The 20,499-nt window shown below is 67.1% G+C and carries 25 protein-coding genes; 10 read left to right on the top strand and 15 right to left on the bottom strand.

Going from position 1 to position 20,499, the window contains the following annotated elements; all coding sequences use genetic code 11:
- On the bottom strand, positions 1-1,005 hold the full coding sequence (ltaE, locus tag ACVWZN_RS13215; RefSeq protein WP_456954223.1) for a low-specificity L-threonine aldolase: 1,005 nt from the start codon (positions 1,003-1,005) through the stop codon (positions 1-3).
- A gap of 69 nt (positions 1,006-1,074) precedes the next feature.
- Between ltaE and xth the strand changes: the two genes are divergently transcribed.
- Entirely contained in the window at positions 1,075-1,869 is a 795-nt protein-coding gene (gene xth / locus ACVWZN_RS13210) for an exodeoxyribonuclease III (RefSeq protein WP_456954222.1), read from the top strand.
- Positions 1,870-1,937: 68 nt separating this feature from the next.
- Here xth and ACVWZN_RS13205 read toward each other — a convergent pair whose 3' ends face one another.
- Complete coding sequence (locus ACVWZN_RS13205) at positions 1,938-2,210, bottom strand: GlsB/YeaQ/YmgE family stress response membrane protein (RefSeq protein WP_027082319.1); 273 nt, start codon at positions 2,208-2,210, stop codon at positions 1,938-1,940.
- 160 nt (positions 2,211-2,370) lie between these two features.
- The gene (locus tag ACVWZN_RS13200) at positions 2,371-3,738 is read right to left on the bottom strand and encodes an AMP-binding protein (protein ID WP_456954221.1); all 1,368 of its coding nucleotides are present in this window, start codon (positions 3,736-3,738) and stop codon (positions 2,371-2,373) included.
- Between the two features lie 69 nt (positions 3,739-3,807).
- On the opposite strand from ACVWZN_RS13200, the gene ACVWZN_RS13195 reads away from it, so the two are divergent.
- Positions 3,808-4,407: a 4'-phosphopantetheinyl transferase family protein gene (locus ACVWZN_RS13195; protein WP_456954220.1), complete on the top strand. Its 600-nt coding sequence runs from the start codon at positions 3,808-3,810 to the stop codon at positions 4,405-4,407.
- A gap of 73 nt (positions 4,408-4,480) precedes the next feature.
- Here ACVWZN_RS13195 and rsmG read toward each other — a convergent pair whose 3' ends face one another.
- On the bottom strand, positions 4,481-5,131 hold the full coding sequence (gene rsmG / locus ACVWZN_RS13190; RefSeq protein WP_456954219.1) for a 16S rRNA (guanine(527)-N(7))-methyltransferase RsmG: 651 nt from the start codon (positions 5,129-5,131) through the stop codon (positions 4,481-4,483).
- A gap of 163 nt (positions 5,132-5,294) precedes the next feature.
- On the opposite strand from rsmG, the gene ACVWZN_RS13185 reads away from it, so the two are divergent.
- From ACVWZN_RS13185 to ACVWZN_RS13170, 4 genes are all read left to right on the top strand, one after another.
- On the top strand, positions 5,295-6,101 hold the full coding sequence (locus ACVWZN_RS13185; protein ID WP_456954218.1) for a ParA family protein: 807 nt from the start codon (positions 5,295-5,297) through the stop codon (positions 6,099-6,101).
- Positions 6,098-7,015: a ParB/RepB/Spo0J family partition protein gene (locus ACVWZN_RS13180; protein WP_456954217.1), complete on the top strand. Its 918-nt coding sequence runs from the start codon at positions 6,098-6,100 to the stop codon at positions 7,013-7,015. The genes ACVWZN_RS13185 and ACVWZN_RS13180 overlap by 4 nt, the downstream gene beginning before the upstream one ends.
- A 154-nt stretch (positions 7,016-7,169) precedes the next feature.
- Positions 7,170-7,895, top strand: coding sequence for a glycosyltransferase family 2 protein (locus ACVWZN_RS13175; RefSeq protein WP_456954216.1), 726 nt, complete (start codon positions 7,170-7,172; stop codon positions 7,893-7,895).
- Positions 7,896-7,911: 16 nt separating this feature from the next.
- Positions 7,912-8,238, top strand: coding sequence for a lipid-A-disaccharide synthase N-terminal domain-containing protein (locus ACVWZN_RS13170; protein ID WP_456954215.1), 327 nt, complete (start codon positions 7,912-7,914; stop codon positions 8,236-8,238).
- Between the two features lie 32 nt (positions 8,239-8,270).
- On the opposite strand, the gene ACVWZN_RS13165 is transcribed toward ACVWZN_RS13170, so the two are convergent.
- On the bottom strand, positions 8,271-8,684 hold the full coding sequence (locus ACVWZN_RS13165; RefSeq protein ID WP_456954214.1) for a GFA family protein: 414 nt from the start codon (positions 8,682-8,684) through the stop codon (positions 8,271-8,273).
- 377 nt (positions 8,685-9,061) lie between these two features.
- On the opposite strand from ACVWZN_RS13165, the gene rpmB reads away from it, so the two are divergent.
- Positions 9,062-9,298, top strand: coding sequence for a 50S ribosomal protein L28 (gene rpmB / locus ACVWZN_RS13160; protein ID WP_027082327.1), 237 nt, complete (start codon positions 9,062-9,064; stop codon positions 9,296-9,298).
- Between the two features lie 13 nt (positions 9,299-9,311).
- The gene (gene rpmG / locus ACVWZN_RS13155) at positions 9,312-9,476 is read left to right on the top strand and encodes a 50S ribosomal protein L33 (protein ID WP_027082328.1); all 165 of its coding nucleotides are present in this window, start codon (positions 9,312-9,314) and stop codon (positions 9,474-9,476) included.
- A 93-nt stretch (positions 9,477-9,569) separates the two neighbouring features.
- Here rpmG and ACVWZN_RS13150 read toward each other — a convergent pair whose 3' ends face one another.
- The 7 genes from ACVWZN_RS13150 to ACVWZN_RS13120 all read right to left on the bottom strand — a co-directional run bounded on the left by ACVWZN_RS13150 (position 9,570) and on the right by ACVWZN_RS13120 (position 14,040).
- A complete protein-coding gene (locus tag ACVWZN_RS13150) occupies positions 9,570-9,827 on the bottom strand; it encodes a hypothetical protein (protein ID WP_456954213.1) in 258 nt (85 codons plus the stop codon).
- 91 nt (positions 9,828-9,918) lie between these two features.
- Positions 9,919-11,661: a tetratricopeptide repeat-containing diguanylate cyclase gene (locus ACVWZN_RS13145; protein WP_456954212.1), complete on the bottom strand. Its 1,743-nt coding sequence runs from the start codon at positions 11,659-11,661 to the stop codon at positions 9,919-9,921.
- Between the two features lie 125 nt (positions 11,662-11,786).
- Entirely contained in the window at positions 11,787-12,062 is a 276-nt protein-coding gene (locus tag ACVWZN_RS13140; protein WP_456954211.1) for a hypothetical protein, read from the bottom strand.
- The gene (locus ACVWZN_RS13135) at positions 12,055-12,924 is read right to left on the bottom strand and encodes an SAM-dependent methyltransferase (protein ID WP_051234881.1); all 870 of its coding nucleotides are present in this window, start codon (positions 12,922-12,924) and stop codon (positions 12,055-12,057) included. The genes ACVWZN_RS13140 and ACVWZN_RS13135 overlap by 8 nt, the downstream gene beginning before the upstream one ends.
- Before the next feature lie 46 nt (positions 12,925-12,970).
- Positions 12,971-13,504, bottom strand: a complete 534-nt coding sequence (locus tag ACVWZN_RS13130) for a GNAT family N-acetyltransferase (protein ID WP_456954210.1) — start codon at positions 13,502-13,504, stop codon at positions 12,971-12,973.
- Between the two features lie 25 nt (positions 13,505-13,529).
- Positions 13,530-13,823 (bottom strand): cupin domain-containing protein, encoded by a 294-nt coding sequence (locus ACVWZN_RS13125; protein ID WP_456954209.1) that lies wholly within the window; start codon positions 13,821-13,823, stop codon positions 13,530-13,532.
- 43 nt (positions 13,824-13,866) lie between these two features.
- Entirely contained in the window at positions 13,867-14,040 is a 174-nt protein-coding gene (locus tag ACVWZN_RS13120) for a hypothetical protein (RefSeq protein WP_456954208.1), read from the bottom strand.
- An 85-nt stretch (positions 14,041-14,125) separates the two neighbouring features.
- On the opposite strand from ACVWZN_RS13120, the gene ACVWZN_RS13115 reads away from it, so the two are divergent.
- Positions 14,126-15,019 (top strand): LysR family transcriptional regulator, encoded by an 894-nt coding sequence (locus ACVWZN_RS13115; RefSeq protein ID WP_456954207.1) that lies wholly within the window; start codon positions 14,126-14,128, stop codon positions 15,017-15,019.
- 35 nt (positions 15,020-15,054) lie between these two features.
- Here the strand turns inward: ACVWZN_RS13115 and acs are convergent, their stop codons facing one another.
- From acs to ACVWZN_RS13100, 3 genes are read right to left on the bottom strand one after another with little or no spacing between them, the layout of a single operon-like run.
- On the bottom strand, positions 15,055-17,004 hold the full coding sequence (gene acs / locus ACVWZN_RS13110; RefSeq protein ID WP_456954206.1) for an acetate--CoA ligase: 1,950 nt from the start codon (positions 17,002-17,004) through the stop codon (positions 15,055-15,057).
- Between the two features lie 49 nt (positions 17,005-17,053).
- Entirely contained in the window at positions 17,054-17,632 is a 579-nt protein-coding gene (locus tag ACVWZN_RS13105; protein ID WP_456954205.1) for a hypothetical protein, read from the bottom strand.
- 28 nt (positions 17,633-17,660) lie between these two features.
- Entirely contained in the window at positions 17,661-19,031 is a 1,371-nt protein-coding gene (locus ACVWZN_RS13100) for an erythromycin esterase family protein (RefSeq protein WP_456954204.1), read from the bottom strand.
- Positions 19,032-19,179: 148 nt separating this feature from the next.
- Between ACVWZN_RS13100 and ACVWZN_RS13095 the strand changes: the two genes are divergently transcribed.
- On the top strand, positions 19,180-19,866 hold the full coding sequence (locus tag ACVWZN_RS13095) for a glutathione binding-like protein (protein WP_456954203.1): 687 nt from the start codon (positions 19,180-19,182) through the stop codon (positions 19,864-19,866).
- The last annotated feature ends 633 nt before the right edge of the window (positions 19,867-20,499 follow it).

Here is a 20,499-nt window from a genome sequence, read left to right as displayed (position 1 = left end):
TTACTTGAAGTCGCGGAACGCGTTAATGGTGCGCGCGATGCCATCGTCGTCGACATCGAGATGCGTGACGAGTCGAATCGTCGGCAGGTAGCCGGTCGAGATCACCACGCCGCGCTCGGCGAGGTGCGCCTTCAGCGCGGCCTGCCGGTCGACCGGAATGTCGACGAACACCATGTTGGTATGCGCCTGCACCGGCAGGCCGAGCGCGGCGAGTTCCCGCGCGAGCGTGGCCGCGCGACGGTGGTCGTCGGCCAGGCGCGCGACGTGATGATCGAGCGCATGCAATGCACCCGCCGCGAGGATGCCGGCCTGTCGCATGCCACCGCCGCAGACCTTGCGCCAGCGCTTGGCGCGCTCGATCAGCTCGTGCGTACCGGCCAGCACCGAACCGACTGGAGCACCGAGCCCCTTCGACAGGCAGACCGACACGCTGTCGAAATGCCGCGTGATTTCACCGGGCGCGACATTCGACGCGACCGCCGCGTTGTACAGCCGCGCGCCGTCCAGATGCAGCTTGAGCCCACGTCGGTCGCAGAGTGCACGCGCGTCGGCGAGGTAGCCAAGCGGCATGACGCGCCCATGCCAGGTGTTCTCCAGCGCGAGGATCTTGCTGCGCGCGAAGTGCGGGTCGACCGGCTTGATCGCGCGCTCGACGGCATCCAGCGGCAGCGTGCCGTCGGCCGCATGCGGGATCGGCTGCGGCTGGATCGAACCGAGCACGGCCGCGCCGCCGCCTTCGAACTTGTAGGTGTGCGCGTCCATGCCGACGATGTATTCGTCGCCGCGCTCGCAGTGCGCCATCAGCGCGATGAGGTTGGCCTGCGTGCCGCTCGGGGTGAACAGCGCCGACTCGAAGCCGAGGTCCGCCGCGACGCGGTTCTGCAGTGCATCAACGGTCGGATCCTCGCCGTAGACGTCGTCGCCCACCTCCGCGTTGAGCATCGCGCCGCGCATGGCAGGCGTGGGACGGGTGACGGTGTCGCTGCGCAGGTCGATGGGCGTCATGGCGGTCGGGCGAACGTGGCGAATGGCGATGATGCCAGCCTGCGTGGCGGCTGCGGATAGACTCGCGTCATGAAGATCGCCAGCTGGAACGTCAATTCACTGAACGTGCGCCTGCCGCACCTGGGGCAGTGGCTCGCCGATGCGCGACCCGACGTGGTCGCGCTGCAGGAGACCAAGCTCGAGGACATGCGCTTCCCCGACACCGACATCGCCACGTTCGGCTACCGCAGCGTGTTCTCCGGGCAGAAGACCTACAACGGCGTCGCGATCCTCGCGCGCATGGACGCGCCGGGCGGCGGCGTCATCAGCGACGTGCAAGCCGGCATTCCCGGTTTCGAGGACGAGCAGAAGCGCGTGCTCGCCGCGACGGTGAACGACGTGCGCATCATCGACGTGTATGTCGTCAACGGGCAGTCGGTCGGCAGCGACAAGTACGCGTACAAGTTGCGCTGGCTCGATGCGCTACATGCGTGGCTGCAGGACGAACTGCAACGTCATCCGCGACTGGTATTGCTCGGCGACTTCAACATCGCGCCTGACGAACGCGACGTGCACGATCCGACGCAGTGGAACGAGGAACACATCCTGACGTCGCGCGCGGAACGCGATGCACTGGATCGACTGCATGCACTCGGGCTGCACGATGCATTCCGCGCGTTGAATCCCGACGATCGCAGTTTCAGTTGGTGGGACTACCGCCAGTTCGCATTCCGACGCAACCTCGGCCTGCGCATTGACCTGACATTGGTGTCGGATGCATTGCGTGGCGAATGCGTCGCCGCCGGCATCGACAAGGAACCGCGCAAATGGGAACGGCCGAGCGATCACGCGCCGGCGTGGGTGGAACTCGCGGCGCGCGCGTAAGCAACTCACGCATACGAAAAAAGGCCCGGAAAATCCGGGCCTTTTTTCATTTCGAAGCGTTGTGCGTATTAGCGCACGCGGCCACGACGGAACAGGTTGACGATGGCGAGCAGGACGACCGCGCCCAGCAGCGACATCAGCAGACCCGACAGCGAGAAGTCGCCGTTGTTGATGCTGCCTGCATTGCCCAGCAGCATGCCGCCGAGCCAGCCGCCGAGGAACGCACCGACGATGCCGACGATGATGTTCAGGAGCGCGCCCTGCTGGGCATCCGTCTTCATGATCATGCTCGCGACCCAACCGATGATGCCGCCAACGATCAGCCAAATGATGAAGCCCATGATTTATCTCCTTTCCAGTCAGAGGGTGAATTCAGCACCCCTTCGATTGGGGGCGCCGCCAGTCTGGGAAGGCGGCTGTGACGGCCGCGTATTAAATTCTCGCGCTAAACCGCTGTTTTTTGCGGTCGGCGTGGGCGTCGCGTGAAACTTAGAGCAATGTTCAGCTGTGCAGCAGTGCGAGCACCGTCGCACGCGGCAACTTGCCGGTTTCGTTGCGCGGCAATGACGCGATGCAACGAAGACGACGCGGCAGGAACACCGCATCCATCTGCTGACGCAGTGCGCGCAGGATGTCGTCGGGCGCAAGTGTGGGCGCGACTGCGAGTGCGGCGATGCGACATACGCCATGCGCATCGGCATCGAGTTGCACGACGATGCCGTCGACGACGCCGGGTACTGCGAGCAGCTTGCGCGTGAGGTCGCCGAGCGACGCGCGCTTGCCGGCGATCTCGAGGAGATCCGCATTGCGACCGCACAGGCGGAACCGCCCGTCGGCAAGCAGTTCGACGAGATCGGCAAGCGCGACCGGCGTTGCCAGGTGCGGCGCAGCGACAAGCGTGCCGTCGGGTTGTGGCGCGAGCGTGACACCCGGCAGCAGCGTCCATGCGTCATCGCGCGCGGTACGGCGGCGCGCGAGGATGCAGGTCTCGGTCGAACCGAACATCTCGCGCACTTCGCAGCCGAACGCGGTTTCCGCGGCGAGCGCAAGATCCTGCGGCAGCGGCGCGGTGGCGGAAACGATCGCGGCGATCGGCGGCATCGCGAACGATGCATCGTCGTTGCAGGCCTGCACGAGTGCGCGCAGGTGCACCGGCGTGGTGACCAGCAGCGGCGCGCGCGGGCAGTCGGCGACGGCGCGCGCGACGTCCTGCGGGAAGAACGGGCGGTCGGCATGCACCGCGATCTCGCCGAGCAGCGGCAACATCACTGACGTCTCCATGCCGTACATGTGTTGCGGCGGCACGGTGGCGACGACGGGCGTGACGTCATCCGCTGCGAGCAGGTCGTCGAGCGCGGCGAGGTTCTGCTCCGTGCTGGTGACGAAGCTTGCAAGCGTCTTGGGGTTCGGTTTCGGCTGCCCGGTGCTGCCGGAGGTGAAACCGATCAGCAGCGTCGCGTCGGGATCGATCTCGAGCGGCGCGCCGTCGAGTTCGTCGAGTTCGTCCGGCAGGCGCCAGTAGCCGGGCGGTGCGGGATCGAGCGCGCCGTCGCCGATGCAGATGGAATCTGGATGGTCGGCGCGCACCGCGTCGACGACGGCCGGCGCGCGCGACGGGGGCAACAGCGTCACCTGCCCGCGCAACGCGGCGGCGCAGAGCACGACGATGAAGCGGTAGCGGTCTTCGCAGAGGTTCACCGCGTACGCGGCGGGGGGCAGCGTGGCGGCAACGGCGCGGACATGGCGCTCCAGGCGCTCGCGGCTGACCGGAACGCCGCGATCGAACGCGACGATGCGCGACGGCGCGCCGGTGACCAGCGTCCGCAGGCGCCGCGCCTGCTCCGTACCCGTTTCGATAACCGCCGACATGTGCCCGACCTGACGCTTCCCCCGCCGTACTTTACGCTGCGGGGCCCGCCCGGTCAGCCGAGAAGCCGCTTGTCCGACGTCCGCCGCTTCGGCCCGGTCCGCGTGGTCGCGCTGCCGCATCCCGCCGGCGTGCCGGCCGAGGTGCTGGTGCGCGGCTGGTTGGGCGACGAGCTCGGCATGGCGGAAGACGCCATCGGCTTCGATCGCGGGGAGCACGGTCGGCCGCTGCTGCGGCTGGCCGGCCTGGACTGCAACTGGAGCCATAGCGGCACGACGCTGGCGGTAGCGCTCGGCGAGGGCGTGCGGGTCGGCATCGATATCGAGACGCCGAAACCGCGTCCGCGCGCGCTGGAACTGGCGCGGCGGTATTTCCATGCGGACGAGGCTAGGGCGCTGGAGGCATTAGCCGACCGGGACCGTGAGGCGGCCTTTCTGCGGCTGTGGTGCGCGAAAGAGGCGGTGCTCAAGGCACAGGGGCGCGGGCTGGCGTTCGGTCTCGATCGGCTGCGGTTCGAAGGGCTTGAACGCGCGCCGCGGCTGGTCGTCGCAGACCCCGAACTAGGCTCAGTCTCGAGCTGGTCGATCGAGCCGTTAGAGATGCCCGGCCTTGTCGGGACGCTCGCCTGGCGGCCTTTGCTGGCGAGCAAGACAGTCGACAAATCCGCCTGATCGATGCCGGTTGCGGTGCAATCACCGCATTTAGCACCGCGATCTTCGGAGATCCGGCCGGCCTAATTTCCGTTTAGCTGCGCCCGACAACCACCAGATGCCGCTCCGCATCCAGCCCCGGCACGCGCAGTGGCGCGCTCGCCTTGAGCACCCAACCCGCCGGCAGCTGCGCCAGCTCGTCCGTCGGGTGGACGCCCTTCATGGCCAGCAGCACGCCATCCGGTGCGAGAAGGTCACGACCGAGCTCCAGGATCAGCGGGATCGTTGCCAGCGCCCGCGCAGTGATCGCCGCATAAGCACCGGGTTCGTTCACCGCCTCGATGCGGGCCTCGGCGACGCGGGCATCCGTCAACCCAAGCTCGCGGATCGCCTGCCGCATGAAGCGCGCCTTCTTACCCGCGCTCTCGACCAGCGTGACCTTCAAACCCGGCTTCACGATCGCCAGCGGGATGCCTGGCAGGCCGGCGCCGGTGCCGAGGTCGGCCAGCGCGCCACCCGAGGCGACCAGCGGATCGACGAACCGATGCATCGCCAGCGAGTCGAGCAGGTGCTTGGTCACCATCTCGCGGGGGTCGCGAATCGCGGTGAGGTTGTAGGTCGCGTTCCAGCGCAGCAACAACGCGAGGTAGGCCAGCAGCGGCGTGGCGTGGGCGCGATCGAGGCCGAGCGCGTCCAGCCCGGACTCGAGCATCGGACGAAGGTCGGAGGGCAGGTCGGCGGACATCGGAACAGTATGACGGGCGGCGCAGGACGGCGATCCGGAGCCCGTCGGCAGCGACCTTCACGGGCATACTATGCGGTTCCGGATTGGCCCCGACCCGGCGTTGCGCAAGCCGCGTCGATCCGCCGACTCCGTGTCTTTCCAGCCCAGCAGGGGAACGAGCCGCATGGCCCGCATCATCGCGATCGCCAACCAGAAGGGCGGCGTCGGCAAGACGACGACGGCCGTCAACCTGGCCGCCGGCCTCGCCCGTGCGCCGCAGCGCGTGCTGCTCGTCGACCTCGATCCGCAGGGCAACGCGACGATGGGTTCGGGCGTCAACAAGCGCGAGATCGAAGCGTCGATCACCGAAGTACTGCTCGGCGAATCCGATGCGAAGGGCGCGATCCTGCGCACCGCGGAAGACTTCGACCTGCTGCCCGGCAACATCGACCTCACCGCAGCCGAGATCCAGCTGATGGATCGCGGCGAGCGCGAGCAGCAACTCAAGCGCGTGCTCGAACCACTGCGCGCCGACTACGACTTCATCCTGATCGACTGCCCGCCGGCGTTGTCGCTGCTCACGCTCAATGCGCTGACCGCGGCGGATTCGGTGATCGTGCCGATGCAGTGCGAGTACTACGCGCTGGAAGGCATCAGCGCGCTGGTCGACACGATCGAAGCGATCCGCCAGCGGCTCAATCCGAACCTCGAGATCGAAGGCGTGCTGCGCACCATGTTCGACGTGCGCAACAACCTCGCGAACGCGGTGTCGGCCGAACTCATCAATCATTTCGGCGACAAGGTGTTCCGCACCATCGTGCCGCGCAACGTGCGCCTGGCGGAAGCGCCGAGCCACGGCCAGTCGATCGTCGGCTATGACCGCGCGAGTCGCGGTGGCATCGCGTATCTCGGCCTTGCGGGCGAGGTGGTGCGCCGTGCGCGTGAGCGCGACCTTGCGGCTAAGAAGGCGTTGAAGGAGGCCGCGGCATGAGCTCGGCGAAGAAGCGCGGCCTCGGTCGCGGACTGGAAGCGCTGCTCGGCCCGAAGGCCGCCGCGGAAGCGCCGCAGATCGTCGAAGCGCAGCCGGGTGACGCGCTCCGGCAGTTGCCGGTCGATGCGCTGGTCGCGGGCAAGTACCAGCCGCGCCGGCACTGGGACGAAGCCAAGCTCAACGAACTCGCCGAGTCGATCCGCGCGCAGGGCGTGATCCAGCCGATCGTGGTGCGCGAGATCCGCGACCACGGCGGCAAGACGTTCGAAATCATCGCTGGCGAACGTCGCTGGCGTGCATCGAAGATCGCCGGCCTCGCCGAGATTCCGGTGGTGGTGCGCGAGGTCGACGACCGCACCGTCGTCGCGATGGCGCTGATCGAGAACATCCAGCGCGAAGACCTCAATCCGCTGGAAGAAGCGCAGGCGCTGCAGCGCCTGATCGACGAATTCGACCTCACGCACGCGCAGGCCGCGGAAGCGGTCGGCCGTTCGCGTGCGGCGGTGTCGAACCTGCTTCGCCTGCTCGAGCTGCCGCCGGAAATCCGTGTGCTGGTCGAGACGCGCGCGATCGAGATGGGCCATGCGCGCGCACTGCTTCCGCTCGCGCCGCAGGCCGCGGTCGCGCTCGCGCGCCAGGCCGCCGAAGCCGGCTGGTCGGTGCGCGAGGTCGAGCATCGCGTGCAGCAGCTGATGGCCGGACAGGTGCCGGGCGGTTCGGCCAAACCGCGCGCGGCCAAGGCCAAGCCGGCGGCGGACATCGTGTCGCTGGAGCGCGAGCTGGCGGAAACGCTGGGTACCAAGGTGTCGGTGCTCAACGGCCGCGGCAACAAGGGCCGGCTGGTCATCCACTACAGCGATCTCGAGTCGCTGGAAGGCGTGCTCGAGCGCCTGCGCGCGCGTCGCGCCGACTGAGCCTGCGCATCGCGCGACGCCGTTCGCGTCGCGCCGCCGATCGTCGGAACGCTGCGTCCGCGGCGCGCATTGAACGATCGGCGACAATGCCGCTCCAACGGACGGCCACCTTCCGCCCCGCCGACGCGGCCGTCCCGCTTCCATCGAGAGTTCCATGACCGCATCCCTGCCGCTGTCCGTCGTCGTGCCGGTCTTCAACGAGGAAGGCAACGTCGCGTCACTGGTGCGCGAGATCGTTGCCGCGCTGCGTGGCGTCACCGAGTTCGAGATCGTCTATGTCGACGACTGCTCGAAGGACGGCACCGTCGCCGCGTTGCAGGCGCTGAAGGCCGAAGCGCCGGAACTGCGCGTGGTGCGGCATATCAGGAACAGCGGGCAGAGCACGGCGACGCGCAACGGCGTGCGCGCCGCGCGCGGTGCATGGATCGCGACGCTCGACGGCGACGGCCAGAACGATCCGGCCGACATTCCCAAGCTGCTCGAAAAGCGCGATGCCTCGCCATCGAACGTGAAGCTGTTCGCCGGCTGGCGCGTCAACCGCCAGGACACGGGCAGCAAGCGCTGGGCATCGAAGGCGGCCAATGCGATCCGCTCGCGCATGCTGCGCGACTCCACGCCCGACACCGGCTGCGGCATCAAGCTGTTCGAGCGCGACGCCTTTCTCGACCTGCCCTACTTCGACCACATGCATCGCTACCTGCCCGCGCTGATGCAGCGCGCGGGCTGGCAGACGGTGAGCGTGCCGGTCAACCATCGCCACCGCGCGAGCGGCGTGTCGAAGTACAACAACCTCAATCGCGCGCTGGTCGGCATCAGCGACCTGCGCGGCGTGTCATGGCTGATCAAGCGTTCGCGCGTCACCGGCGTCGAGGAGATCTGACGTGGTCGCTGACGTCATGAACAGCCCGATCCCGTGGCTGGCCTGGACCGGCCTGCACGCCTCGCCGTGGAAGGTGATCGGCCTGGTCGGCGCAGCGATGTTCGGCGGGCGCTGGCTGGTGCAGTTCGTCGCCAGCAAGCGCGCCGGCAAGCCGGTGATCCCGCGCGTGTTCTGGTACATGAGCGTGATCGGCAGCCTGATGACGCTGAGCTACTTCCTGTTCTCGCAGAAGCAGGATTCGGTCGGCGTCATCCAGAACCTGTTCCCGGCGTTCACCGCGACCTACAGCCTGTGGCTGGACATCCGCCATCGCGGCTGGAACCGGGATCGGGCGTCGCACTGAGCGATCGCGTGTTGGCGATCGTCCTCGCTGAGCTAGGCGAAGTGTTCGATGTCGGCCAGCGCCGGCATCACGGTCCATGCGTGCTGGCGTCCGGTGTAGACCTCGACGATCGGCGGCGGAAGCGTCTGGTCGGCGAACGCGCCGGCGGCCACCACGACGAGGTCGGGATCGCGCTCCATCGTCCACCACACCGTGCTGCCGCAGCGCGGGCAGAAGCGGAAGTCCGCGAAGCGCCCGCTGTCGCCGGCATGCCGGTAGCGCGTCGCTTCACCGCTCGCGGTAACCGCGTCATGCGGAAATCGCACCTGCCAGCCGAACGGCGCGCCGGTGCGGCGCTGGCAGGCATAGCAGTGACAGATCGACACGCGCGGCAGTGGCTCGCCACGGCAGGTCAGTACGAGTTGGCCGCAGCTACAGCTGGCGCGGCGGGTGATTTCGGCGTCCATGGCGGGGTCCTCGACGGGTTGGGCCAGCGTAGTCGTCTGCTTGGCGGATGAGGAGCGATTGGGCCTCGCTGGCCGGCGAAGGCACGAGGCATCGACCGGGCATCGAGCGCCGCCCCGGACGTGACCGCAATCGCCACGTTCCGTGATCGATTCACGCCTAAGTGCTTGCCCGCAAAGGGCTCGGCGGCCATAATGCGCGGCTCGCTGCGTCCGCCGGCCTCGCCGGAACCCGGACGTCCACCGGAAAGCGCGTTTTCCGGCACCTGCGAATCGCCCGCCCAGCGGGTCCCGCCCGTATCGCGCGATGCCCGGATGTCCGGCGCGTCGGGGCCGCCGCCTCCCTGGCCAAGGGAAGCCCAATACCTTTCGAGGTGCGTATGTCCAAGGTATGCCAGGTCACCGGCAAGCGTACGGTGTCGGGGAACAACGTCTCCCACGCCAACAACAAGACCAAGCGCCGCTTCATGCCGAATCTCCACGAGCGCCGCTTCTGGGTCGCTTCGGAGAATCGCTGGATCAAGCTGCGTATTTCCGCCAACGCCCTGCGCACCATCGACAAGAACGGCATCGACGCCGTACTCGCCGATCTTCGCGCCCGCGGCGAAAAGATCTGAGGAGTAGACGACGATGGCTTCCAAGCGCGACAAGATCCGCCTGATCTCCTCCGCCGGCACCGGTCATTTCTACACGACCGACAAGAACAAGAAGAACACGCCCGGCAAGATGGAAATCAAGAAGTTCGACCCGGTGGTGCGCAAGCACGTGCCGTACAAGGAAGGCAAGATCAAGTGATGCGACGGTCGCTACGGCGGCCTGCTCCACGATCGGACTTCACGAGAAACCCGCCCAAAGGCGGGTTTTTTGTTGGGCGACGGTCGCGCGTGCTCAGTGCTTGCGAGGCCCTTTGCGGCGCTCCGAATACTCGGGCAGCACCTTGTCCGCCGGTCCCAGCGGCGCGACACCGAGTCGAAGCCCGGCCGCGCCCAGCGCGCTCTTCACCTCGTGGAAGGTCGCCCACTCCGGCATGTCACGCAGCGCACTCTCGACCAGCGTCATGTCGCCGGTCTGCTTGCAGGTGCGGAAGTACTCGGTCAGGTCGGCGGTCGAGCGCAGGTAATCCGCGATGCGGCGGTTCTCGTCCATGGCGGGGTTCGCGGGTCGGCGGACGATCCACGCTACGCCGGCAATGTCGCGGCCGTGTCGAGGCGGGGCGCGAACCGTATGGACGCCCGACTCAGTACTGCTTGAGCATCGCCTCGGCATTGCGACGGTCGACGATAGGCGTCACGCCTGGCTGCGGAACGGCCGGCGGCTCGTACAGGGTCACCCGGTTGCGACCACCGACCTTCGACCGGTACATCGCCGCGTCGGCATGCGCGATCAGCGCCTCGTAGTCGTAGCCTGACACCGAGGTGCTGACCACGCCGATGCTGGCCGCGACTGGTAGGCCACATCCGGCCGCGGTCGAATCGATGGACGCGATCGCGCGACGGCAGGCCTCGGCCGTGCGCATCGCCGCCTCGACGTCGCAGTCGATCAGCGTCATCGCGAACTCCTCGCCACCGATGCGCCCGAACAGGTCCTGCTCGCGGCAATGCAGTCGCCCGACCCGCGCGACCTCACGCAACACCCAGTCGCCCGACGAATGCCCGCACTGATCGTTGATCTGCTTGAAGTGGTCGAGATCGAACAACAGCACGCAGGCCGGGCGACGACGCTGGTCGCAGGCGGCGAGCGCTTCCTCGGAACGCGAACGGAAGTGGCGGCGGTTCGACAGGCCCGTCAAACCATCGGTGTCGGCAAGATGTCGCAAGGAGCCGTGCGTACGTCGCGCGCGCCAACCCCAGTAGCCTACCGAGGCGACGAGTACGAGCAGAAGCGCGATCGCAAGGCGGGTATTCCAGGCGGAAGCGCGTGTCGCCTTCTGCTGCAAAAGCAGAAGCTGGTTCTGGCTCTTCAGCAGTGCGATCGACTGGTTCTTCTGATTGAGTTCGTGGCGGCTCAACTGGAACGCATATTCGCGCGCTTTGATGTCATCGAGGCGAGCTTTGTCGGCTTCGGCGTACTTGCGGTACTCATCCAACGCTTTCGAGATGTTTCCGTGGCGGAGCGCAAGCTCGTACAACACGTGATGTGCTGTCACGCTCGGCAGCCAGCGCGGATCTTCGCCTTCAATGGAGGTCACGTAGAGCGCATGGGACTCGGCTGATGCGGAATCGCCAAGCTTCCACCGGTATTCGGCGAGCAGGCTACGGATCTCGCCGATCAGGCGCGTGTAGCCAGTTGCCTTCACTTCGGGAAGGCTCGCTTGCAGGAGCGCCGCCGCTTCGCGCACATTGCCTGCGGCAGCCCAGCGCTGAGCCAACGTGCGACGGATGAGGTTGGCGAAAATCGCTTCCTTCTGACTCGTGCAGTCATCGATGGCTGCTTGAATTTCGGAGTCGGAATCCGTCAGTCGGCCGAGCCCGAACAACGCTTCGATTCGGAACTGCTTGGCGGCGCACCGATTCCTACCGGTCGCGCGCTCGTCAAGCATCTTCTCGGCGTACTTTTCGCCAAGTTCGAACTGTCCGAACTGGTTGTACAGCGCGGCGGCAACGCCGTAACCATGCTGCCGCAACTGTGGCTCGACGATTCGAGACTCGAGGGCCAAAGAACGTTCGAGGTAGCGCAAACCAAGCGTGAAGTCGCGAGTGACGGCCGCCACGTTTGCGACAAGAAGCCCGGAGCGGAACTTGAGTTCAATTTCCGGCGAATTCTCGTAGAGGCTCAACGCGGTCCTGATCGCGCCGTCGTAGTCGCCTGCGAGCGAAGCCTTGTAAGCCCCCAGCAGCTGAAAGCGACGGCGCTCGGTGTCCGTCAGGTCAGGGCGCATCCTGTCGAGTTGACCGAGCAGGCGGTTGAAGGTCGCTGGGTCCGAGCTACGGACCTCGTCCGCGCGGCGCAACAGCTCCTCCGCGTCGGTCGCAGGCGCCATGCGAGGCACGACGGCAGCGATCGCGATGAGCGATGCGAGACAGAGCCTGAGAGCTTTCATGAGTGACACATGCCGGCGATACCGCTCGGATGTCCGGACCGATCCGGACACCCGAGGATAACCGCTTAGGCCGCCATGGAAATGCCGTCAGCCGGCAGGTCAGGTTCGTCCGGCTGATCCTGCGGCTCGTAGGGCGCATCGGCCGGTTCTTCGTTGTCGGGCAGCATGATTGCGCAAGCCATCGTCATCCGGCCGCCAAGCAAGGCGGTCAAGCGCGAAGTATCCCGTTGCAGCACGGCACGGCGCACCGCGATCGGCAACGCGCGCAGCGCCTCGAAATCGGCCACGTCGGCACGCGGGTTACACGCAAGCGTTTCTAGGAACCTGATGGCTTCAGACATGGAGCTGGCCTCTTTTCTGGGTAGCGGTGGGAACATCTTTGCGTTTGCGCGCGGCAGGAGCTGACCGCTCGTCTGCGTCCAATGCCGCAATGCGGGCGAGCATGTCGCCGTCGGGCTCCATCGAACGAGCAGGGGGGACGACGAGCGTGGAATGCATATACAGATCGGCCCTCGGCAGCTCGTCCAGGGCAAGGCGCTCGCATCGCGCCGGCGCAAGCGGGGAAGTGGATGCCTCGTAGATGAGCACCTCGTGATCCGACGGATACCAAGCCAGCAGGCGATCCACCAGCAGCTGGCGGTGCGCCGGTGACGTGCCGAAGCGGCGATGACTGCGATCTCCGACCAGCCCGACCTGCCAGAGCACCAGATACGCGGACGGATCAACGGTGCGCCGGTAGAACAGCAACTGGCTGGCTTCGAAATGCTGGCACCCGACGCTACCGGGATCGATACCGAGATCCGAGTAAAGACAGTCGGCGGCGGAGATGCCCGGCTCCATGGACGCGTCGAAGCCTTCGGCTCGCGCTTGCGTGATTGCATCGTGCGGTACTTTCGCGAACACGCCCGGGTGGCCATAGAACGCGCCGCAGACCCGTCGCCCGGCGCGGACCTCGGTGAGCATCGCCTCGGTCATTTCGCGGTATGTGAGATGCCTGGGCTTACCTTCCGCATAGAACGGCTGAAGGCTGCGCACATCGGGTCGCATCTCCTGCAGCCACAATTCGACAAGCGCATCCGAGGCCGCGACGAAGACGACGTCGGCCTGCTCGATATGACTTCGTGCGCGTGGTCCGAGATGTGCCCCCAGCATCATCCCGAGCCCGACGCAGACCAGGCTGCCTGGTCGCGCGGCGGTGGACATTGGTCGCTCCCTCAAACGACCCAGCCACCCTAACCCGGCCAGCCCTCTACGCCAATCGCCGGCTATCTGTGGAGGCGCGCCAACGCTCGGAGCGCAACGCCCAACGTCGGAGCCCGGCCGCCGTCGCGGGGACGTCGGAAAAGCCAAATGTATACAGCAGGCGGTCGATCAGTCCGGCATGCCCGTCGTCGCGGCGTTCGGCGTCGACCACTGCGAGCTGCATCGCGGCGAAGGCGTACTCGAGCAGTGGGTCGAACACTTCCTTGGCGACGCCCCGATTCCATGCATCGGGGCGAAGCATGATTCCGAGTTCCGCGCGTTCGCCGTCCCGGCGCAAGGCCGTAATGCCAACGAAGGCGTGGCTGAGACGATCGCTGACCGTCCAACAGCGATGCCCCGGAAGCCGCGCACGATTGTGGCGACAGACCAGGTCGAAGGCCGCCTGCAGGCGCGCCTCGCCCTGCACGTCGCCGATGTGCCGCATGACCTCGGGATCGCGATAGAGGTCGATGTAGTGCTGGCGGTCCGACGGGGCCGTCAAACGCAGTCGGTAGCGCGCGGTATCCAGGTCGGAAGCCATCTTCCGCATGCTAACGGCACGCGCCTCAGGCGGAGTCCACCAAAGTCTCCCCCTCCCGCGCCTCCACCACCAGCACCCGCGCCTCACCGCACGGAATGGCGCGATGCACCACGCCGTCGCGGGCGGACCAGACGTCGCCGGCGTGCAGTTCGGCTTCCTCGAGCGGGGCGCCGTCGTGGGCGCGCCATTGCATCAGCACCTCGCCGTCGAGGACGACGAACAGCTCGGCGCCGTCGTTGACGTGCCAGGGGTAGGCGGCGTCGGTCCAGTGGATGCGGGCGGCGAGTCGCCGAAGTCGGCGGCGGGCACGGCGCCCCAAGGCCGGGACGCCATGACTTCGGCACCGCGCAGGACGCGGACGCTCACGGGCAGGCGGCCGGGCGCAGGGCGGGACGGGCGGCTTCGGCGCGGACGGCGGTCTTCCGCGGCACGCGGCGACGTTCGGCATCGGGCCAGCCGGCGGCCGAAACCGGGCCGGCGGTGTGGGCGCCGGCGAGCAGGGTGGCAAGGGTCTTGAGGAACGTGGGACGGCTCATGGCGGTACCTCCTCGGATGGGCGGCCAGTGTTGCGCGGGTTCCTGCGGTTGATAATCCGTCGGCTCGTGGCTTCTTTGTTTCCACATGCACACCAATAGCGACCTGCGTTTGACCGAACGCCTCGCCGACATGGCCGTATTCGCCGCGGTGCTCGACGCCGGCGGGTTCACCGCCGCGGGTGGCCGGCTCGGGCTGACCAAAGGCGCTGTGAGCAAGGCGGTCGGGCGGCTCGAGCGCCATCTCGGCACGCGACTGCTCAACCGCACGACGCGCCGGGTCGCCGCGACCGAGGCCGGCGACGCGCTGCTCGCGTATTGCCGCAGCGTGGTGCAGCAGGCCGACGCCGCCGAGCAGCACCTCGGCCGCCTGCGTGACATTCCGCGCGGGCTGCTGCGCATCACCGCAACGATCAGCTTCGGCGTCGCGCGCGTGGCGCCGGTGCTGACTGGACTCGTTGAACGCCATCCTGATCTGCAGGTCGCATTGCGGCTGGACGACACCGTCGCGGACTTGGTCGGCGATCGCTACGACATCGCGATCCGCATCGGTCGACTGCCCGACTCGGGGCTCGTCGCGAGGCGCTTGGGCGCGATCCGCGGTTCCGTGGTCGCGTCACCCGATTACTTCGCGCGCCGCGGCATTCCCACGTCCACCGCCGACCTGATGACGCACGACTGCCTGCGCTACGACGAGCACGCGCGAACGTGGTCGGTGCCGGGGCTGGAGCTCCCGATCGGGCGCGGCATCGCGGTGGACAGCACGCTGGGCCAGTTGCAGGTCGCGCTCGCGGGCGGCGGCATCGCGCTGCTCGCCGATTACCTCGCCGATGCGCACGTGCAAAGCGGTGCACTGGTGCGCGTGCTGGCCGACGAAGTGCGTTCCAGCATCGACGTGCATGCGATCCATCCGTATGCACGCACACCGCCGCCTAAGGTGACCGCGGCCATCGCGTATTTCAGCGAGTGCCTGGCGACGTAGCGTGCGTGTTCGTGCGCGACGTCGAACGCGCGGCGCTACTTCAGTTCTTTCGCGCCATCGACCAGTTGCTCGACGACGGCCGGATCAGCGAGCGTCGACGTATCGCCGAGTTGCTCCGGCGCACCTTCGGCGATCTTGCGCAGGATGCGTCGCATGATCTTGCCCGAGCGCGTTTTCGGCAGGCCAGGCGCCCACTGGATGCGGTCGGGCGTAGCGATCGGGCCGATCCCGGTGCGCACGCTTTTTACAAGCTCGGCGCGCAATGCGTCGGTCGGCTCGATGCCGGCCTTCAACGTCACGTAGGCATAGATGCCCTGGCCCTTGAGGTCATGCGGATAGCCGACGACCGCGGCTTCCGCGACATCGTGATGCGCGACCAGTGCGCTTTCGACTTCCGCGGTGCCGATGCGATGGCCGCTGACGTTGATGACATCGTCGACGCGACCGGTGATCCAGTAGTAGCCGTCTTCATCGCGACGGCAACCGTCGCCGGTGAAGTACATGCCCGGATACGCGTTGAAGTAGGTCTCGATGAAACGCGCGTGGTCGCCGTACACGCTGCGCATCTGGCCGGGCCAGGAATCCAGCAGCACGAGATTGCCTTCGGCCGCGCCGTCGAGCATCGCGCCGTTCGCATCGACAAGCGCGGGACGGATGCCCGGCAACGGCTGCGTCGCCGAGCCGGGCTTCAATGCGGTCGCACCGGGCAGTGGTGAGATGAGAATTCCGCCGGTTTCCGTCTGCCACCACGTATCGACGACCGGACAACGCGCGTCGCCGACCACGTCGTGATACCAGCGCCAGGCTTCGGGATTGATCGGTTCGCCGACGCTGCCGAGCAGACGCAACGACGCGCGCGACGTCCGCTTCACCGGCGCTTCGCCTTCGCGCATCAGTGCCCGGATCGCGGTCGGCGCGGTGTAGAAGATCGTGACCTTGTGGCGGTCGATGACCTCCCAGAATCGCGACGTGGTCGGATAGTTCGGCACGCCTTCGAACACCACCGCAGTCGCGCCGTTGGCGAGCGGGCCATAGACGATGTAGCTGTGCCCGGTGATCCAGCCGACGTCGGCGGTGCACCAGTAGACGTCGTCGTCGCGCAGGTCGAACACGGCTTCATGCGTCCAGCTTGCCCACACGAGGTAGCCGCCCGTGGTGTGCAGCACGCCCTTGGGTTTGCCGGTGCTGCCCGAGGTGTAGAGGATGAACAGCGGATCTTCCGCGTTCATGCGTTCGGGTTCGCAGGTGTCCGGCTGGCCTTCGACCACCGCATGCATCCAGCGATCGCGCGGCATCTGCATGTCGATGGCCGCGCCCGTGTGGCGCACCACCAGCACCGTCTCCACCGAGTTGGTGCCCTGCATCTTCAGCGCGGCATCGACGTTCGCTTTCAGCGGAACGCGCTTGCCGCCGCGCAGGCCTTCGTCGGCGGTGATGACGAGCTTGCTCGCGCAGTCGGCGATGCGGTCGGCAATCGAGTGCGGCGCGAAGCCGCCGAACACCACCGAGTGGATCGCGCCGATGCGCGCGCAGGCGAGCATCGCGACGATGGCGTCGATCGTCATCGGCATGTAGATGGTCACGACGTCGCCCTTGCGTACGCCGAGTTTGCGCAGCGCGTTGCCGAGCCGGCAGACGCGTGCATGCAGCTCGCGATAGCTGACGTGCTGCGGCGCCTGCGATGGATCGTCGGCCTCGAAGATCAGCGCGGTGCGGTCGCCGCGCGTGGCGAGGTGGCGGTCGAGACAGTTGACGCTCGCGTTGAGCTCGCCGTCGTCGTACCAGCGGATGCGGAAGTCGTCGTGGTCGAAGCTGACGTCGCGGATGCGCGTAGGTGCACGAAACCAGTCGAGACGCTGCGACATGTGGCCCCAGTAGGCGTCCGGATCGCGCTCGACTTCGTCGCGCATGCGTTGCGCGGCATTCGCGTCGATGCGGGCGCTGGCGGCGAACTCGCGCGGCACGGGGATCGTCTCGGACGACATGGGCGGCTCCTCGGAAGACTTGCGCAGTGTGCCGCAGCGACGTAGCCCGTTACAGCGCGCGTGAGCGCCGATACGCGCGCAGCAGTTCGAGCAGCGACGGCAGCAGGCCGAGCAGCACGGAGCTCGCGAGCATTACCGCGAGCAAGCCAGGCGACAACGGCGGATCGCGCGATCGCCAGCTCCAGTCGGCCGCTGCACCCGGCATCACCAGACCGCGCAACGTCGGCGCATGCAGCAGCGCGACGAGTGCGAGGCCGATCCACGGCACCGCATCGAGCGCCACGTGGATCTTCTGCTCGAGCGGGCCGATGTGGCGCACGCTGTCGGCGAATCGCGAGTCACGCCATGACGTCCAGCCATGCACCACTACCGCGGCCGTCGCGACGAGGAACACCGGCGCGGTGAACTCGAGGAACAGCAGCATCAGCACCGGGATGCCCATCTGGATGCACATCGCCACGTGCATCAGCGATTCGCGCACACCGGTGCGGCGCTCGATGCGGTCGCGCCAGTGCACCAGCACGTCGGCGACGCCGGCGGCCAGCCATAGCGGGTAGATCACTGCGCCCAGCAGCATCCACAACCAGTGCGCCGGCACAGCACCGATGACGGCGGGATCGGCGCTCATGCGGCGCGGCGCCGCGGTGCGTGCGTCGTCATACGCCGAACGGATACGTGTCGGGCACGCCGGACGCGTGCGGGCCGTCGAGTGCGTCGACCGCGCGCGTTTTCTCGAACCAGACGTAGGCGTCGAACTGCCGCGCCAGCGACACTTCCGCGTAGTGGCTCCAACGTTCGGTTTCCGGCCGGTAGATCACGCCGATGAAGCGCTCGAGGCGCTCGCTGTCGAGTTCGGTTCGCAGCGACTTGTCGACATCGCGCAGATGCAGGACGCCACGCGGTTCGCCGGCATCGACGAACTGCTTTTCGACGCTGCCCGCCATCGCTGGCTTGACGTGCATGACGCGCATCGGCGAATCCCAGTCACTGGCCGCGGCGACGGTTCCGGTGCTGGTACCAAAGCCGATCAGCGCCGCATCCTGGCCGAACTGTTCGCGACACAACTGGCCGAGGTTGAGCTCGCCACGCTCGCGGCCCATCTCGGTGAAGCGTGCATCGCCGATATGCGAGTTGTGCGCCCACACGACCGCGCGGGAGGTCTCGCCGCGTGCGCGCAGCACCTGCATCAACGTTTCCGCCATGTGCGCATCGCGCACGTTCCAGGATTCGGCCGCGCCGCGGTACATCGCGCGGTAGTAGTTCTCGGCGTTTGCGACAAGACGTGCGTTCTGTTCGGCCTCGAATGCGTCGGCACCGTCCTGTCGGGCGAACTCCAGTCGCTTTTCAAGCATCTCCTGCAGCATGTCGAGCACCGCGCCCTCGCACTTCGCGTGTTCGTGCGTCAGCGCGGCGAGCCCGTAGTGCGCGGGTTCCTTCGCCCACGGCGTTAGGCAGGCGTAGCGCTTGCGCGCGACGGCGGCAGTATCGGGATCGACGTCGTCGAGATAGTCGATCACGGCTCGCATCGACGCATTGAGACTGTATAGATCGAGGCCGTAGAAGCCGGCACGATCGCGTGCGTCGCGCGTCTCGTTGAAGTGACGCATCCAGCGAAACAGCGCCGCGATCTCGGCGTTGCGCCACATCCACGTCGGAAAGCGGGTGAAGGGCGGCGCGGCATCCTCGTTGGGCGTGCGATGGCGCACATGGCGATCGATGACGGCGGCGTCCGGCCAGTCCGCTTCGACGGCGACGATGCGAAAGCCATGGCGCTCGACCAGCCGTCGCGTGATCGCGGCACGCGCGCGATAGAACTCCGACGTGCCGTGGCTCGCCTCGCCCAGCAGCACGACGCGGCAGTCGGCGTAGCGGTCGAACGCTTCGGCGAACGCGGGATCGTCGATATCAGGCAGCGGTTCGATCGCTTCGCGCAGGCGCGTCGGCAGGCCGGGCGCGGGCGGGCGTCGTTGAGGCGCGTACTGCGATGTGCGCGTGGCGGGCGTGCTGCGGTCGGTGTGTCGGTCCATGGCCGTCGCTCCGATGAAGGCCCCGACGCTAGCGCGCGGCTCGTCGCCGCTGGGTCAATCGGCGCGTGCAACGCTGCGTGCGCACGACGACGACATCGACATCGCGCACGCGGCCTAGCATCGCCGCTTCCCCTGCACGGAGCCGGACATGATCGACCTGCATTACTGGGCCACGCCCAACGGTTACAAGATCCGCCTGTTCCTCGAGGAAGCGGGCGTCGAACACCGCATCCTGCCGGTCGACATCCGCGCCGGCGAACAGTTCAAACCCGAGTTCCTCGCGATCGCACCGAACAACCGCATCCCCGCGATCGTCGACCACGCACCGGCCGACGGTGGCGGCCCGCTGTCGCTGTTCGAGTCCGGCGCGATCCTGCTGTACCTCGCCGAAAAGACCGGCCGCTTCATTCCCGCCGACCTGCGTGGCCGCGCCGAAACGCTGCAATGGCTGTTCTGGCAGATGGGCGGCCTCGGGCCGATGGCGGGGCAGAACGGACACTTCAATGTGTATGCGCCGGAGAAGGTGCCGTATGCGATCGAGCGCTACACGCGCGAGACGGCGCGGCTTTATGGCGTGCTCGACAAGCGGTTGATGGATCGAGATTTCGTCGCTGGCAACGAATACACGATCGCCGACGTGGCGATCTATCCGTGGATCGTTCCGCATGAGGCGCACAAGCAGAACGTTGATGACACGCCGAATTTGAAGCGGTGGTTTGCGCGGGTCGGAGAGCGTGAGGCGACGCAGCGGGTTTATGCGGATGCGCAGGCGTCGTACGCGAAACCGATGACGGATGAGGAGCGAAAGGTTTTGTTTGGGGCGCCGCCCAAATAAGGCGCGGCATGCTGCGCGTTGTGCGGCTGAAAATAGAAGGCGTTTCGTGCGCTGGCGCGCCCGAGTAACTTTTCTTTGCTGGTGCAAAGAAAAGGTAACCAAAAGAAAGCACCTTTCTCGACGGATCTACAGCCGGCGATCGGCCGCGATATTGCGATCGCTACACTCGGCATCCTGCCTCGGGTGGCGACGGCGCGCGTCCTGCGCGCCGCCTCTTCGGGGTCTTCACGATTTGGGCGGCTGTTGAGGTGAAAGGGCAAAGCGCGTGTTTGAGGAACCAGTTCGGATGGCCTCAGCGCTCAGCGCCTCGGCGCGACGCCGCGAGCTGTCGCTTAAACGCATTCCTTGCCGAGAGCAGCGAACTGACGATGTCACGCACTCAGCAGTCGGCCTCAGGCCGAGCCGCTTCGCGAGGCCGAGTGAGAATTCGGGCGGCATCGCGGTCCTAGCTACGACGGGCCGGCACCACGACCGCAACGCATCGCGACGCGCAAGCGAGCGAGCGCAAAAACGACTGCGCCCGGCGACCCTAACCGTGGGACCCGAAGGGCGGCGCACATGGATGTGCGCCGTCCGCACCCGAGCCAGGATGGCGAGTGTGCGGATCGTGGCGAAGTCACACGATCGCGCGCT

Source organism: Lysobacter sp. HA35 (assembly GCF_054061195.1).
This window is presented reverse-complemented; position numbering and strand designations above follow the sequence as displayed.

Excerpts from the sequence above, each read along its gene's own strand:
- ltaE (WP_456954223.1), bottom strand. The coding sequence starts at position 1,005 with ATGACGCCCATCGACCTGCGCAGCGACACCGTCACCCGTCCCACGCCT.
- xth (WP_456954222.1), top strand. The coding sequence starts at position 1,075 with ATGAAGATCGCCAGCTGGAACGTCAATTCACTGAACGTGCGCCTGCCG.
- ACVWZN_RS13205 (WP_027082319.1), bottom strand. The coding sequence starts at position 2,210 with ATGGGCTTCATCATTTGGCTGATCGTTGGCGGCATCATCGGTTGGGTC.
- ACVWZN_RS13200 (WP_456954221.1), bottom strand. The coding sequence starts at position 3,738 with ATGTCGGCGGTTATCGAAACGGGTACGGAGCAGGCGCGGCGCCTGCGG.
- rsmG (WP_456954219.1), bottom strand. The coding sequence starts at position 5,131 with ATGTCCGCCGACCTGCCCTCCGACCTTCGTCCGATGCTCGAGTCCGGG.
- ACVWZN_RS13185 (WP_456954218.1), top strand. The coding sequence starts at position 5,295 with ATGGCCCGCATCATCGCGATCGCCAACCAGAAGGGCGGCGTCGGCAAG.
- ACVWZN_RS13180 (WP_456954217.1), top strand. The coding sequence starts at position 6,098 with ATGAGCTCGGCGAAGAAGCGCGGCCTCGGTCGCGGACTGGAAGCGCTG.
- ACVWZN_RS13175 (WP_456954216.1), top strand. The coding sequence starts at position 7,170 with ATGACCGCATCCCTGCCGCTGTCCGTCGTCGTGCCGGTCTTCAACGAG.
- ACVWZN_RS13170 (WP_456954215.1), top strand. The coding sequence starts at position 7,912 with ATGAACAGCCCGATCCCGTGGCTGGCCTGGACCGGCCTGCACGCCTCG.
- ACVWZN_RS13165 (WP_456954214.1), bottom strand. The coding sequence starts at position 8,684 with ATGGACGCCGAAATCACCCGCCGCGCCAGCTGTAGCTGCGGCCAACTC.
- rpmB (WP_027082327.1), top strand. The coding sequence starts at position 9,062 with ATGTCCAAGGTATGCCAGGTCACCGGCAAGCGTACGGTGTCGGGGAAC.
- rpmG (WP_027082328.1), top strand. The coding sequence starts at position 9,312 with ATGGCTTCCAAGCGCGACAAGATCCGCCTGATCTCCTCCGCCGGCACC.
- ACVWZN_RS13150 (WP_456954213.1), bottom strand. The coding sequence starts at position 9,827 with ATGGACGAGAACCGCCGCATCGCGGATTACCTGCGCTCGACCGCCGAC.
- ACVWZN_RS13145 (WP_456954212.1), bottom strand. The coding sequence starts at position 11,661 with ATGGCGCCTGCGACCGACGCGGAGGAGCTGTTGCGCCGCGCGGACGAG.
- ACVWZN_RS13140 (WP_456954211.1), bottom strand. The coding sequence starts at position 12,062 with ATGTCTGAAGCCATCAGGTTCCTAGAAACGCTTGCGTGTAACCCGCGT.
- ACVWZN_RS13135 (WP_051234881.1), bottom strand. The coding sequence starts at position 12,924 with ATGTCCACCGCCGCGCGACCAGGCAGCCTGGTCTGCGTCGGGCTCGGG.
- ACVWZN_RS13130 (WP_456954210.1), bottom strand. The coding sequence starts at position 13,504 with ATGGCTTCCGACCTGGATACCGCGCGCTACCGACTGCGTTTGACGGCC.
- ACVWZN_RS13120 (WP_456954208.1), bottom strand. The coding sequence starts at position 14,040 with ATGAGCCGTCCCACGTTCCTCAAGACCCTTGCCACCCTGCTCGCCGGC.
- ACVWZN_RS13115 (WP_456954207.1), top strand. The coding sequence starts at position 14,126 with ATGCACACCAATAGCGACCTGCGTTTGACCGAACGCCTCGCCGACATG.
- acs (WP_456954206.1), bottom strand. The coding sequence starts at position 17,004 with ATGTCGTCCGAGACGATCCCCGTGCCGCGCGAGTTCGCCGCCAGCGCC.
- ACVWZN_RS13105 (WP_456954205.1), bottom strand. The coding sequence starts at position 17,632 with ATGAGCGCCGATCCCGCCGTCATCGGTGCTGTGCCGGCGCACTGGTTG.
- ACVWZN_RS13100 (WP_456954204.1), bottom strand. The coding sequence starts at position 19,031 with ATGGACCGACACACCGACCGCAGCACGCCCGCCACGCGCACATCGCAG.
- ACVWZN_RS13095 (WP_456954203.1), top strand. The coding sequence starts at position 19,180 with ATGATCGACCTGCATTACTGGGCCACGCCCAACGGTTACAAGATCCGC.